This window comes from Actinomadura pelletieri DSM 43383, from assembly GCF_003634705.1.
Classification (GTDB): Bacteria; Actinomycetota; Actinomycetes; order Streptosporangiales; family Streptosporangiaceae; genus Spirillospora; species Spirillospora pelletieri.
The window spans coordinates 377,419-390,866 of sequence record NZ_RBWU01000004.1 but is presented as its reverse complement, the minus strand read 5'-3'; the positions used below and the strand labels follow the sequence as shown (position 1 = coordinate 390,866).

Here is a 13,448-nt window from a genome sequence, read left to right as displayed (position 1 = left end):
CGCACGACCCTTTTCGGACCTGCGCTGGAACGGTTTACCGCCGCGGGGTTTCCTCCGCGCCCCGAACGTGCGACCTTGGCAGAACAAGACAGACCCTGCGGCAGGGTCCGGAACGGCACCGGAGCGTGAGGCATGCGGATTCGCGACATCCTGCGGAAGAAGGGAGCGGCGGTGGCCACGGTGCGACCCGAGGCCACCGTGCGGCAACTGCTCGCCATCCTGGCCGAGCACAACATCGGAGCGGTGGTGGTCTCGCCGGACGGCGTGTCGATCTCCGGCATCGTCTCCGAACGCGACGTCGTCCGGCGCATGCACGAACGCGGCGCCGTACTGCTCGACAGCCCCGTCTCCGACATCATGACCTCGGAGGTCCGCAGCTGCGGCCCCGCCGACAAGGTGGAGGACCTCCGCCGCACCATGACCGAGCACCGGTTCCGCCACGCCCCCGTCGTCGAGAACGGACGACTCGCCGGAATCGTCAGCATCGGCGACGTCGTCAAGAGCGCGATCGACGAACTCGAGAGCGAACGCGAACACCTCGTCGGCTACATCCAGAACGTGCAGTAATTTTTGTATTTTTCTCCTCCTTCGGGCGCTGCGCGCCCTCCATCGTCGTGAACTGCGTGCGATCGCTGCATCGCTCCGGCTCGCCTTGCGGCTCGCTGCGCGATCAGGTTCTCGCTTCGCTCGAACCTGCCTTCGGACGCGATCGCAGACCCTGAGGTTGTTGCGGGGTTGCGGAGGCGGCTGAGGTGAGTGGGCCGGAGGGCTCCGCTGAGCGATCTGGTGAGGGCGCTCAGACGTATATGGGGAGGTGGCGGGTGTTCGGGGTGGTCTCGGCGTCGCGGTGGGCCAGGGCCAGGCGTTCGACCGCCGTGCGTAGGGCGGCGGGTGGGAGGACGTACGGCAGGCGGACATAGTCCTCCAGGACGCCGTCCACGCCGAACACCGGGCCGGGGACGACCCGGACGCCGCGCCGCTCCGCCGCCTCCGACAGGAGCGTGGCGATCGGCGCGCCGATGCGCGCCCACAGCGACATGCCGCCCGCGGGCAGCCGGAACTCCCAGTCGGGCAGGAACTCCCGCAGCGCGGCGGCGAGCGCGTCCCGGCCGAGCAGCAGGCTCCGGGCGCGTTCGGCCCGCACCTCCTCCACCCGGGACAGCAACTCCCGGACGATCAACTGGTCCAGCACCGGGCTCGCCATGTCGAACGGCTCGCGTGCCAGGACGATACGGCGGGCCAGCGGCGCCGTGGTGCGGATCCAGCCGATGCGGAGCCCGCCCCACAGCAGTTTCGACGCCGAGCCGATGGTGACGACGCGGCCGCCGGAGTCGAAGGCGGCGAGCGGCGGCTCGCGGGGCGCGTCGAGGTCGTGGGCGAGGTCGGCGAACGTCTCGTCGGTGACGAGGAACGCGTCGGCGCGGCGTCCCGCGTCGGCGAGCGCGGCCCGGTCGGCGCCGGACATCACGTGCCCGGTCGGGTTCTGGAAGTCGGGAACGAGATAGGCCATCCGGACGGTGGCCTGCCGCATCGCGGCCGCCGCCTGCTCGACGTCCCAGCCCTCGTTGACCCCGATCGGGACGAGCCGGGCGCCGCGGCGGCGCAGCGCCCCGAGCGCGTGCGGGTACGTCGGGCGCTCCACCATGACGGCGTCGCCCGGCTCCGCCAGGACGTGCGTCAGCAGCGTGAAGGCGTGCTGCGCGCCGGTGGTGACGACGATCTGGTCCGCGCGGGTGGGGACGCCCCGAGCCGCGTACCCGTCGGCGATGATCTCGCGCAGGCTCGCCAGCCCGGCGGCTTCGTATCCGGGTCCGGAGCTGTAGCGGGGCAGTTCGGCGACGGCGGCGGCGACGGCCTCGTCGAAGATGGCGGGGGCTCCGGGGGTGGCGCAGCCGAGGTCGATGAACGACGGGTCGTCCGGCGTGGGAAGGGCCCCGCCGTACCGGCCGCTCGCCGCGGCCTGCGGCTCGGCGGACGACATCCGCACCGCGGGCAGCATCGTCCAGCTTCCCGCGCCCTGGCGGCTCTCGACGTAGCCCTCGTCGCGGAGCCGGTCGTAGGCGGCGGTGACGGTGGTGCGGCTGACGCCGAGCGCGGCGGCGAGGTCGCGTTCCGCCGGGAGCCGGGTGCGCAGGGCGAGGCGTCCGTCCAGGACGAGGGCGCGCACCGACCGGGCGAGCGCCGCGTAGACGGGACGTTCCCGCGGCACGTCCCCCAACAGTCGGGCCAGATGCGCGCCGCTCACATAACTCGTGGCCATACGAGCCACTTTCTCATATTGGCCCTGTAAGTACCAGACCACTGTCGGGCAAGGTAGGGCACACTTGTCACTCTTGTTGGTTGGAGCGGAGCAATGGCCTTGATGGTGCGTCGGCTCGTGCAGCTGTACGTGGGATTGGCCTTGTACGGGCTGGGCATCGCCCTCCAGGTGGCCTCGAACCTGGGCAACGATCCCTGGGACGTCTTCCATCAGGGACTGTCCCGGCGATTCGGCCTCTCGATCGGCGCCTGGATCATCATTGTGGGTGTGCTGGTGATGGTCGCCTGGATCCCGCTCCGGCAGCGGCCCGGCATCGGCACGATCAGCAACGTCGTCCTCGTCGGCGTCTTCGCGGACCTGTTCCTCTGGCTGCTGCCCACCCCCGACGCGCTCGCCGCGCGCTGGACGTACCTCATCGCCGCCGTCCTGGTGGGCGGGTTCGCGACCGGCTGCTACATCGGCGCAGGCCTCGGCCCCGGCCCGCGCGACGGGCTGATGACCGGGCTCGCCGCACGCGGCCACTCCATCCGCGTCGTCCGCACGGGCATCGAGTTGACCGTGCTGGCCGCCGGCTGGCTGCTCGGCGGCACCGTCGGCGTCGGAACTGTCCTCTACGCACTCGCGATCGGCCCGCTGACCCACGTCCTCCTGCCCGCACTGACGATCAAGACGCCCGCGACCGCCCCCGAAGAGCACGCCCCGGAACCAGCAACCGTCTGACACGTGTTCCGAAGTCGCCTCACCCCGCGCGCGAACGCGTCACCCGCCCGGCGCAGCGAAGCCGCAGGCGAGCGGAGCCGGGCGGATCGCGAAGCGATGTCGCGTTCGCCCAGGAACGGTCACGCAGCAAGCCGCAAGGCGAGCGAAGTGGGCCGGGACTGCAATGAATACAGTTCACCGCTCTGCGGCGAGTGTGGTGAGGACCGTGGAGAACTTCTTCGGTAGCACCAGTGTGTCGCCCTCGTAGCGGGTCTCCAGGTAGGTCATTTCGCCGGCCCGCCACCAGTACAGGTGCGGGCTGAGCGAGCCCGGGCCCTCCTCGTAGGCGCGGTCGGCCTGTGCCTGGAGTTCGGTGGCGGCGGCCACGGCCGCGCGGTAGCGGGCCCTCGGGTTCTCTTCGGCGAGCAGGAGCGGGTGCGCGACGATCAGGCTGCGGTTGGGGGCGATGACCAGCGCGCCGTACGGGCCGATCGTCAGGTACTCCTCCAGCCACGCGAGGTGGGTCGCGACGTAGAACGTCCAGCCGTGCAGGACGGAGACGCGGACGTCGCCGAGGTCCTGCTCGTCGACCTGCAGGGGTCCGTCGGCGCGGACGTTGGCGCGGCCCAGCATGAACAGCGAGTCGCCCGACACCGGCCAGCCGTTCATCTCCTCGGTGCTGAGGGTCCGTACGGAGGTGGGCGTGTCGACGACCACGACCTCGATCAACCCGGGCGCGAACGGGCGGGCGGCGAGCCCGCCGTTGTCGGCCTCGCCGGGGTAGATGCGGGTGCGCAGCAGGTGCTGGGCGAGGTCGAAGTCGCTGAGGTCGAGAGGCTCCTCCATCGAGGTGACGATGGTGGTGACGTAGTCGGACACGACGGCGGGCCAGTCGGTGCGCGGCACCAGCCGGGCCAGCTGCCGCACGTCGCGCATGTTGACGGGCAGGCGTCGCGGGCCCTCCAGCATGACGATCTCGCCGGGGCCGGGACTGCAGCTGTAGCCGAGGCTTTCGGCCACGAGCACGAGCAGCGAGTCGAGGGTGCCGTCCTGCGACGGGTCGGAACCCGCGTCGGAACGAGAATGGCGGCCGCTCATCGCGCACCTCCTGGGAGCGCTGGGAGGGTGAGCGCGCCGACGTCCGGCACACCGAGTTCGAGGGAGCCCGTGTCGAGCAGGGCGGGGGCGCCGAGTTCCAGCGTGTGCTGGCGCGGGCCGTGTCCGGCGGGGACGCCCGCCAGGATGGGGACGCCGAGCGGCCCGAGCCGCGCGGTCAGGACCGAGTCGAGTTCGGCGGGGTCGCCGCAGTCGTGCCAGGAGCCGAGCGCGATCCCGGCGGCGCCGTCGAACCAGCCGGCCTGGAGGAGTTGGACGAGCATCCGGTCGATTCGGTAGGGCGCCTCGGTCACGTCCTCCAGGAAGACGACGCGTCCGGCGGCGGGCGGTGGGGCGTACGGGGTGCCGAGGAGGGCGGTCAGGAGCGACAGGGTGCCGCCGGTCAGCGGGCCCTCCGCGCGTCCCGGCCGCAGCGCGCGCGTGCCGGGCAGGACGACGGGATCGCCGAACAGGGCCGCGCGGAGACCTTCGAGTCTTTCGTCGGGCATGTCCTGCGATACGGCCGGGGCGAGGTCGGCGATCACTCCGGCGGGCATGGGACCGAAAGAGGTCGTGACGCCGAGCCGCGCGCCGAAGGCGGCGTGCAGGGCGGTGATGTCGCTGGAGCCGTGCAGGATCTTCGGGCCGCGGCCGGACGCGACGGACGCCTCGGTCGCGTCGGCGAGCGCCGCCCAGTCAAGATGGTCCAGGACCCGGGTGGCGCCGTAGCCGCCGCGGGCGCAGACCACCGCCCTGATCTCGGGATCGCACCAGGCCTCCTGCAGGTCGGCGGCCCGGTCCGTGTCGCTTCCGGCGAGCCGATGCCAGTCATTTCGGACCGTTCCCAAAGACCCCAGGTTGACAAGGTCCAACGTGTGTTTTCCGACCGCCGGGTCAAGTCCGACACGCCGCAGGACGGCGCAGCCGGCCTCCAGCCGGACGGGGTCGACGGGACCGCTGGGCGCGACGACGGCGACGCGGTCACCGGGCCGCAAACGCCCGTACCTGCGGGTTTCCCGTGTTCGCCGCCCACCGCCCACTCGATCGGCGGTGGGCGCGGCGGACGGCCCGTCGGCCGCCTCCGCTCGGGTGCCCCCGCTGTTCAACCCGATCCCTCCTCGCACCGCGACGGATAGAGCTTGTCAGGATCCGGACGCCAGTGGAAGGGGCGCCGGGTCACGACCCGCCAACAGATCATCTCCCCGTCGTCCTTCCGGTACCGAGCGCGAGGTCGGCCAGGCGCGGCAACGTCTCGCCGATCGGGTGGCGCAGCACCGCGTCGGCCAGCCCATCGTAGGGGGTCTCGGCCGCGTTGATGATCACCAGGAGGGCGCCGTGGTCGACGGCCTCCAGACAGAGCCCGGCGGCGGGCTGGACGGTCAACGACGTGCCGACCGCGACGAACAGGTCGCAGGACCGCGCCGCGGTGATCGCCGCGTCCAGGACGTCCTGGTCGAGGGCCTGCCCGAAGGAGATCGTCGCGGACTTCTGCACGCCGCCGCAGGAGACGCACGGCGGGTCGTCCTCACCGGCGTCGAGGCGCGCGAGGATCTCGGGCATCGGGGTGCGCAGGTCGCAGGACAGGCAGACCGCCTCGCGCATCGTGCCGTGGATCTCGATGACCTTGTCGGCGGACGAGCCCGCGCGCTGGTGCAGGCCGTCGATGTTCTGGGTGATGAGCGCGCGGAGCCGTCCGGCGCGCTCAAGCGCGACGAGGGCGGTGTGGGCGGCGTTGGGCTCGGCGTCCCACACGGGGCTGTCGCGGCGGGCCCGCCAGGTGCGGCGCCGTACCTCGGGGTCGGCGAGGTAGGCGTCGATCGTGGACATCGCCTCGGCGGTGGGGTCCTTCGTCCAGACGCCCTGCGGGCCGCGGTAGTCGGGGATGCCGCTGTCGGTGGAGATTCCGGCGCCGGTCAGAACGGTGATGGCCTCGGCGACGGGCAGGAAGTCGGCGAGGGTCCGGGGAGCGTCCACCCCACCATGGTAGATCCGTCCGGACCCGCGCCGTCCTTTACGGAGCGTCACGGACTTGCCAGGCCTCAAAAGGTGACAAACTTGCCCCGGTATGAGGTCGACGCCGCACATCCTGGTGGTCAACGGCACCAAGGTCCGCCGCCCGGTGTTCATCCTGGGCGCTCCGCACTCCGGTGCGGAGCCGCTGGCGCGTGCGATCAAACGCTCCCCCGGCTTCCATCTGACCACCGGGCGTCACGGCGTCCTGCGCGTCACCTACGCGTTCGCCCGGCAGCCGTCGATCGCGACCGAGCGCGGGACGGGCGCGGCGCGGGTGCTGCGGGACGCCTACGCCGAGGCGTGGCTCGTGTCGGCCCGGAGCTGCGCGCAGTGCCCGCCGGAGTGCCGCGAGCTGGCCGGGCTCCCTCCGAGGCCGCCCGGGGATCCCGGGGCCGCGGCGGGGCCGGGCATGGAGCCGTGCGCGGATCCCGGTGGCATCGCCCGGTTCGCCGACGCGTCCCCCGACCTGATCTACAGCGCGGACGTGCTGCTGGACGCCTTCCCCGACGCGCAACTCGTCCAGGTGATCCGGGACGGCCGGGACGCGGTCGCCGACATGCTGGAAGACGAGCGCTGCCTCGCCTGGTTCAAACCGGGGCTCGACAACCTCGACACGGTGTTCCCGAACCTGTTCTACGGCGTCGAGGACCACACCGAGCGGAACCGCTGGCCGCGCGCCGCGCCCGCCGTCAAATGCGCGCTGCGGTGGCGGGGGGCGGTGCGGCTCAGCGCGCGGCTCCGTCAACAGGTCCCGGAGGAGCAGCTGCTCACCATCCGGTACGAGGACCTGGTGAGGAAACCGCGCCGGGTCGGTGACGACCTGTCGCGGTATCTGGACGCGCCGATCTCCAGGACGGCCCTGTCGGGTCTGGTCCGTCCCGCCGAGAAGGACGACGGGGGCGTCGGCTCCTGGCGGGAGCGGCTGACGGCGCGGCAGGTCGCCCAGGTCGAGAAGGTCGCCGGTACGGAGCTGCGGCGGCTCGGATACCGCCTCACCTCGGACGTCTGAACCCGGGCGTCCGAACCCGGACGTCCGAACCGGTCACTCGGCGCCGAGCGGCTCCGTCCGCCGCTCCTCGTCGCGCTGGTGGGAGAACTGCGTGCGGTACAGCTCCGCGTACAGGCCGCCCTGGAGCAGCAGCTCCTCGTGCCGTCCGCGCTCGGCGACCCGGCCCTCGTCGATCACCAGGATCTGGTCGGCCTCCCGGATCGTGGACAGGCGGTGCGCGATCACCAGGGACGTCCGTCCGGCGAGGGCGGTCCGCAGCGCGCGCTGTACGGCCGCCTCGGACTCGGAGTCCAGATGCGCGGTCGCCTCGTCCAGCACGACCACCGACGGCGCCTTGAGCAGCAGCCGGGCGATGGCGAGACGCTGCTTCTCCCCGCCGGACAGCCGGTAGCCGCGGTCGCCGACGACGGTGTCGAGGCCCTCGGGCATCGCGGTGACGAGGGCGCCGATCTGCGCGGCCTCCAGCGCGGCGAGGATCTCCGTGTCGGTGGCGTCCGGGCGGGCGTAGCGCATGTTCTCGCGGATCGTGTCGTGGAACAGGTGCGCGTCCTGGCTGACCACGCCGATCTCGGCGCGCAGCGATTCGAGGGTGACGTCGCGGACGTCCACGCCGCCGATCCGGACGGCGCCGTCGGACACGTCGTACAGCCGCGACACCAGGTGCGTGATCGTCGACTTGCCCGCGCCGGACGGGCCGACGAGCGCGACGAGCGAGCCCGGCGCGGCGGTGAAGTCGACGTCGTGCAGGACCTCGCGTCCGGGCGCGGTGTCGGTGCGGGCGATCGACTCCAGGGACGCCAGCGACACCTCCTCCGCGGACGGGTACGCGAACCGGACGTGGTCGAACTGGATCGAGGGCGCCTTGCGCAGGGACGGCGCCGAGCCCGAGCCCGGCGAAACGGGCCGTTCGGCGAGCGGGCGGGCGTCCTCGCGGTCGCGGATCAGCGGCTTCAGGTCGAGGACCTCGAAGACCCGGTCGAAGCTGACGAGTGCGGTCATGACGTCCACATGGACGTTCGACAGCGCGGTCAGCGGCCCGTACATGCGGGTGAGCAGGGTCGCGAGGGCGACGAGCGTGCCGAGCTGGAGGGTGCCGTCCACGACCAGGTAGCCGCCGACGCCGTACACCATGGCGGTGGCGAGGGCCGCGACGAGGGTGAGGGCGGTGAAGAACACCCGGCCGTACATGGCGGCGACGACCCCGACGTCGCGGACGCGGGCGGCGCGGCCGGAGAAGTTCTCCTCCTCCTCGGCGGGACGCCCGTAGAGCTTGGCCAGCATCGCGCCCGCCACGTTGAACCGCTCGGTCATCAGCGAGCCCATCTCGGCGTCCAGCACCATCTGCTCGCGGCTGACGCGCTGGAGGCGCTTGCCGACCCATTTCGCCGGCAGGATGAAGATCGGCAGGAGCAGCAGCGCGATCAGTGTCACCTGCCACGACAGGATCATCATGGTGACCAGCACCAGGACCAGGCTGATCACGTTCGACACCACCGCCGACAGGGTGGTGGTGAGGGCGCGCTGCGCGCCGATGACGTCGTTGTTGAGGCGGCTGACGAGCGAGCCGGTCTGGGCGCGCATGAAGAACGCGACGGGCTGGCGCTGGACGTGCGCGAAGACCTGGCTGCGCAGGTCGTAGATGAGTCCCTCGCCGATGCGCGCCGAATACCACCGTTGCGCGAGGCTGAGCACGGCCTCCACCAGGGCGAGTCCGGCGACGGCGGCGGCGAGCCAGATCACCAGGCCCTGCCGTCCCGCCACGATGCCCTGGTCGATGATCGCCTTCAGCAGCAGGGGGTTGGCGACGACGATCAGCGCGGCGAACGAGTTCAGGGTGAGGAACAGGACCAGCTCACGGACGTAGGGCCGGGCGTACCCGGCGATCCGTCCGACGGTGCCGGGCTTGAGCTTCTGCTGCATGACGGAACCGTCCCTGCGGAACGAGGCCATCACCTGCCAGCCGTTGCCCGGCATTCCCGGCATTCCCACAAGCGCCTCCGGAGTCCACCCCGTCGATTCGACCGGACGCGGTCGAACCGACCCGATCAAGGCCGTGTAATCAAGTAAGCACTGCCCGAGCCCGGCCCGAACAACGCGGGCCCGCACCGCCGCCTTCCCGCGTCCGCTCATGGCGTAACCGGGCCACCTGCCGGGCCACCATGATCACGATCCGGCGGCGCACGAAAACGCGGTGCTTATGGACTTCACCGCGCCTGCGCGAGTTAATGATGTCCCCATCCTCAGGCTCACACCTCCCAGGAGCCCCAGTGAAACGTAAGCTCCCGTCAGGCGGCACCGGCGTGATCTTCCTCACGGCCGCGCTGCTCGCCCTCACCGCGCTGCCGGCGGGGGCGGCCGGACCCCCGAGGTCCGCGCCGCCCGGGTCGGGGTCGGCGCCGACGGTCACGGTGAAGGGCGGCGAAACGAAGCCGGTCTTCTCCCGCGCCGACGCCGTCACGCAGACCGTCATGATCGAGACCACCGTCGACAGCGACCGCGACGGTGTCCGCGACCGCGTCCAGATGCGGATCATGCGGCCGAAGGAGACCGACACCGCCGGGCTGAAGGTCCCGACGATCATGGAGGCCAGCCCGTACTGGGCCGGCACCCACGACGTCCCGATGCATCCGGTCGACGTCGACGACGCGCAGGGCCGGTCGCTCGCGCCGCCGTTCCGAAGTCTCGCCGAGGTCTTCCCCGGCTACTACGACAACTACTTCCTGCCCCGCGGGTACGCCATCGCGAACCTGGACAGCATCGGGACGGGCGGCTCGACGGGCTGCCCGACGTCCGGGGACCGCAGCGAGCAGGCGGGCGCCAAGGCCGCGGTGGACTGGCTCAACGGCCGCGCCCGGGGCTGGGCGCCGGACGGCACGCCGGTGAAGGCGTCCTGGTCCACCGGCAACGTCGGCATGATCGGCCAGTCCTACAACGGAACGCTGCCGAACATGGCCGCCGCCACCGGCGTCGAGGGCCTGAAGGCGATCGTGCCCATCGCCGGGATCTCCAACTGGTACGACTACTACCGCGCGGGCGGCGGCGTGGTCGCGCCCGGCGGCTTCCAGGGCGAGGACCTCGACATCCTCGCCAAGGTGGTGCTGACCCGCGACAACCCCGAGGTCTGCAAGAAGATCATCGACGAGATCGCCGCGACGCAGGACCGCGAGACCGGCGACTACGGCAAGATCTGGGCGGAGCGCGACTATGTCGACCAGGCGCGGAAGGTGCGCGCCGCCGTCATGGTCGTGCACGGCGTCAACGACTGGAATGTCAAGGTCAAGAACTCCGTGCAGTGGTGGAACGCCCTGAAGACCGCGGGCGTGCCGCGCAAGCTGTGGCTGCACCAGGCCAGCCACGCCACGCCGTTCCGGTGGCGGGTCGAGGAGTGGCTGAGGCAGACGCACCACTGGTTCGACCGCTACCTGTACGGCATCCGCAACGGCGTCGAGCGCGAGCCGCGGGTGGACGTCGAGAAGCCGGACGGCACGTGGGAGACGGCGAAGGACTGGCCCGTGCCCGGCACCCGCACCGTCGACGTCAGCCTGAACGCCGGCCCCGAGGGCCAGCCGGGCACCCTGGGCCTGCGGTCCCGGTCCGGTGAGACGCAGACGTTCACCGACGCCGGCAGGACCCGCACCGCCGAGGAACTCCTCGTCAACGAGAACAAGGTCGACCCGAACCGGCTCGCCTACCTGACGGGACCGCTGCGCGGGCCCGTCCGGGTGAACGGCATCCCGTCGATGTCGGTGCGCGCCTCGCTCGACGGGCGGTCGCCGTACCTGACGGCGCTGCTGGTCGACTACGGCACCGACAGCCGTCCCACGGGCGCCCGGACCAACACCGACGACCAGGTCTGCTTCGGGGAGACCGTGACCGGCGACGTCGGCTGCACGATCCGGCAGCGGCACCGGATGGAGACCGCCCCCTACAAGATCATCACCCGGGGGTGGCTGGACGTGCGGAACCGGCGCAGCATCAGCCGCTCGGAACCGATCAAGCCCGGCAAGAGCTACACGTTCCGCTGGGACCTCGAACCGACCGACTACGTCGTGAAGCCCGGTCACCGGCTGGGCGTGATCCTGCTGTCCACCGACTACGACTACACGCTGCGGCACCGTCCGGGCACCGAGGTGGCCGTGCGGCCCGGCGTCAGCAAGATCATGCTGCCGCTGGCGCGCGGCGGCCGCGAAGTGCTCGGGTAGCCCGGTCGGACGGGTCGTTCTCAGGTGCCCCGGCTCCGGCCGGGGCGCCTTCCCGCCGAATTTCCGACGAACGCGTTTCGGGCCCGTCCCGCCATCGGCGGAGGCGGGCCCGAAACTCGTCCACCGCCGTGACCGGACCGGGGAGGTCCGGCCACGGCGACGGGCCGTGCGCTCATCCGGGGGCCGGGGTCCGTCAGGACTTCTTGCCCCGGGTCGCGCCACCGCGACCGCGCAGGTTGACTCCGGACTCGGTCAGAATCCGGTGGATGAAACCGTAGGAGCGGCCGGTGGCGGCTGCCAGGGCGCGGATGCTCTCGCCGGAGTCGTACCTCTTCTTCAGGTCCGCCGCCAGCTTGTCGCGCTCGGCACCGGTCACGCGGGTGCCCTTCTTGAGGGTCTCGGCCACGAGTACCTCCCGTAGTGATGTGGTGACCGCTGCGTTATCCCCCGCCATGATCAGTCATTCCCGGCGGTTCGGCTACCCACTCGGCCAGAAAAGATCTGCGGAAGTCGTTCCGCAGGTCACGCGAGGGCCACCAGATCGGCAAACTCGTCACTCCAGATGTCTTCCACCCCATCCGGCAGCAAAATCACTCTTTCCGGTGCGAGCGCCTCCACCGCGCCCTCGTCGTGGGTCACCAGGACGATCGCTCCGGCGAACGTCCGCAGCGCCGCGAGGATCTCCGCGCGGCTGGCCGGGTCGAGGTTGTTGGTGGGCTCGTCCAACAGCAGGACGTTCGCGCTGGACACCACCAGCATCGCCAGTGCCAGCCGGGTCTTCTCGCCACCGGACAGCACGCCCGCGGGCTTGTCGACGTCGTCGCCGGAGAACAGGAACGAGCCGAGGATCTTGCGGACCTCGACGGGCGCCATGCCGGGCGCGGACGACTGCATGTTCTCCAACACGGACCGGTCGACGTCCAGGGTCTCGTGCTCCTGGGCGTAGTAGCCGATCCGCAGGCCGTGTCCGGCCACCACGGCACCGGTGTCGGGCTCGTCGACGCCCGCCAGCAGGCGCAAAAGGGTCGTCTTGCCCGCGCCGTTCAGCCCGAGGACGACGACGCGGCTGCCCCGGTCGACGGCCAGGTCCACGTCGGTGAATATCTCCAAAGATCCGTACGATTTCGACAAACCCTCCGCGGTGAGCGGAGTCCGGCCGCACGGCGCCGGATCCGGGAAGCGGATCTTGGCGACCTTGTCGGCCTGCCGTTCGCCCTCCACGGACGCCAGCAGCCGTCTGGCGCGCCGGTCCATCTGCTGGGCCGCCTTGGCCTTGGTGGCCTTGGCGCGCATCTTGTCGGCCTGCGACAGCAGCGCCGAGGCCTGCCGCTGCGCGTTGGCCGACTCGCGCTTGCGGCGCCGCTCGTCGGTCTCGCGCTGGTCGAGGTACTTCTTCCAGCCGACGTTGTAGATGTCGATCACGCAGCGGTTGGCGTCCAGATGGAACACGCGGTTGACGACGACGTCCAGCAACTCCACATCGTGGCTGATCACGACGAGGCCGCCCTGGTGGGACTTGAGGAAGTCGCGCAGCCAGACGATCGAGTCGGCGTCCAGGTGGTTGGTGGGCTCGTCCAGCAGCAGCGTGTCGGCGCCGGAGAACAGGATGCGGGCCAGCTCGACCCGGCGGCGCTGCCCGCCCGACAGCGTGCCGAGCGGCTGGGTCATCACCCGGTCCGGCAGGCCGAGGCTGGAGGCGATCGACGCGGCCTCGGCCTCCGCGGCGTAGCCGCCGAGCACGTGCAGCCGCTCCTCCAGCCGCCCGTACCGGCGCACGGCCCGGTCGCGCTCGGCGCCGGTGGCGGTCGCCATCGCGTCCTCCGCGGCGCGCAGGTCGCGGATCACCGTGTCCAGGCCGCGGGCGGACAGGATGCGGTCACGGGCCAGCTCGTCGAGGTCGACGCCGCGTGGGTCCTGCGGCAGGTAGCCGATGGTGCCGGAGGACGTCACGGCGCCCTGGGCGGGCAGCGCCTCCCCCGCCAGCACCTTGGTGAGAGTGGTCTTGCCCGCGCCGTTGCGCCCGACGAAGCCGACGCGGTCGCCGGGGTTGACGCGGAACGTGGCGGCCTCGATCAGCAGCCGGGACCCGGCGCGCAGCTCGATGTCTTTCGCGATGATCACAGTGACTGGGCTCCCCAGGAGGGACGGCTCGATGGACAGGCACGAAGAA

11 protein-coding genes are annotated in these 13,448 nt (G+C 71.4%); 4 read left to right on the top strand and 7 right to left on the bottom strand.

Annotated features, from left to right (window positions below):
- The first annotated feature begins 132 nt into the window (after window positions 1–132).
- Window positions 133–567 carry a CBS domain-containing protein gene (locus BZB76_RS19730; RefSeq protein ID WP_121435860.1) on the top strand — a complete coding sequence of 145 codons (435 nt, stop codon included), beginning with the start codon at window positions 133–135 and terminating at the stop codon, window positions 565–567.
- A gap of 229 nt (window positions 568–796) precedes the next feature.
- Here BZB76_RS19730 and yczR read toward each other — a convergent pair whose 3' ends face one another.
- On the bottom strand, window positions 797–2,260 hold the full coding sequence (yczR, locus tag BZB76_RS19725) for a MocR-like transcription factor YczR (RefSeq protein WP_121435859.1): 1,464 nt from the start codon (window positions 2,258–2,260) through the stop codon (window positions 797–799).
- 93 nt (window positions 2,261–2,353) lie between these two features.
- Between yczR and yczE the strand changes: the two genes are divergently transcribed.
- The gene (gene yczE, locus BZB76_RS19720) at window positions 2,354–2,980 is read left to right on the top strand and encodes a membrane protein YczE (RefSeq protein WP_121435858.1); all 627 of its coding nucleotides are present in this window, start codon (window positions 2,354–2,356) and stop codon (window positions 2,978–2,980) included.
- A gap of 174 nt (window positions 2,981–3,154) precedes the next feature.
- On the opposite strand, the gene BZB76_RS19715 is transcribed toward yczE, so the two are convergent.
- The 3 genes from BZB76_RS19715 to BZB76_RS19705 form a co-directional block, all read right to left on the bottom strand.
- On the bottom strand, window positions 3,155–4,057 hold the full coding sequence (locus BZB76_RS19715) for a DUF1444 domain-containing protein (protein WP_121435857.1): 903 nt from the start codon (window positions 4,055–4,057) through the stop codon (window positions 3,155–3,157).
- Window positions 4,054–5,160 (bottom strand): S66 peptidase family protein, encoded by a 1,107-nt coding sequence (locus BZB76_RS19710; RefSeq protein WP_246007059.1) that lies wholly within the window; start codon window positions 5,158–5,160, stop codon window positions 4,054–4,056. Before BZB76_RS19710 ends, BZB76_RS19715 begins: the two co-directional genes overlap by 4 nt.
- 88 nt (window positions 5,161–5,248) lie before the next feature.
- Window positions 5,249–6,028 carry an SIR2 family NAD-dependent protein deacylase gene (locus tag BZB76_RS19705; protein ID WP_246007058.1) on the bottom strand — a complete coding sequence of 260 codons (780 nt, stop codon included), beginning with the start codon at window positions 6,026–6,028 and terminating at the stop codon, window positions 5,249–5,251.
- Between the two features lie 91 nt (window positions 6,029–6,119).
- On the opposite strand from BZB76_RS19705, the gene BZB76_RS19700 reads away from it, so the two are divergent.
- The gene (locus tag BZB76_RS19700; RefSeq protein ID WP_121435856.1) at window positions 6,120–7,076 is read left to right on the top strand and encodes a sulfotransferase family protein; all 957 of its coding nucleotides are present in this window, start codon (window positions 6,120–6,122) and stop codon (window positions 7,074–7,076) included.
- Window positions 7,077–7,109: 33 nt separating this feature from the next.
- Here BZB76_RS19700 and BZB76_RS19695 read toward each other — a convergent pair whose 3' ends face one another.
- Window positions 7,110–9,059, bottom strand: coding sequence for an ABC transporter ATP-binding protein (locus tag BZB76_RS19695; protein WP_246007104.1), 1,950 nt, complete (start codon window positions 9,057–9,059; stop codon window positions 7,110–7,112).
- Window positions 9,060–9,343: 284 nt separating this feature from the next.
- On the opposite strand from BZB76_RS19695, the gene BZB76_RS19690 reads away from it, so the two are divergent.
- Window positions 9,344–11,278, top strand: a complete 1,935-nt coding sequence (locus BZB76_RS19690) for a Xaa-Pro dipeptidyl-peptidase (RefSeq protein ID WP_246007057.1) — start codon at window positions 9,344–9,346, stop codon at window positions 11,276–11,278.
- A 193-nt stretch (window positions 11,279–11,471) separates the two neighbouring features.
- On the opposite strand, the gene BZB76_RS19685 is transcribed toward BZB76_RS19690, so the two are convergent.
- Window positions 11,472–11,684, bottom strand: a complete 213-nt coding sequence (locus BZB76_RS19685) for a helix-turn-helix domain-containing protein (protein ID WP_021596738.1) — start codon at window positions 11,682–11,684, stop codon at window positions 11,472–11,474.
- Window positions 11,685–11,800: 116 nt separating this feature from the next.
- Window positions 11,801–13,399: a ribosomal protection-like ABC-F family protein gene (gene abc-f / locus BZB76_RS19680; protein WP_121435855.1), complete on the bottom strand. Its 1,599-nt coding sequence runs from the start codon at window positions 13,397–13,399 to the stop codon at window positions 11,801–11,803.
- Window positions 13,400–13,448: the final 49 nt, after the last annotated feature.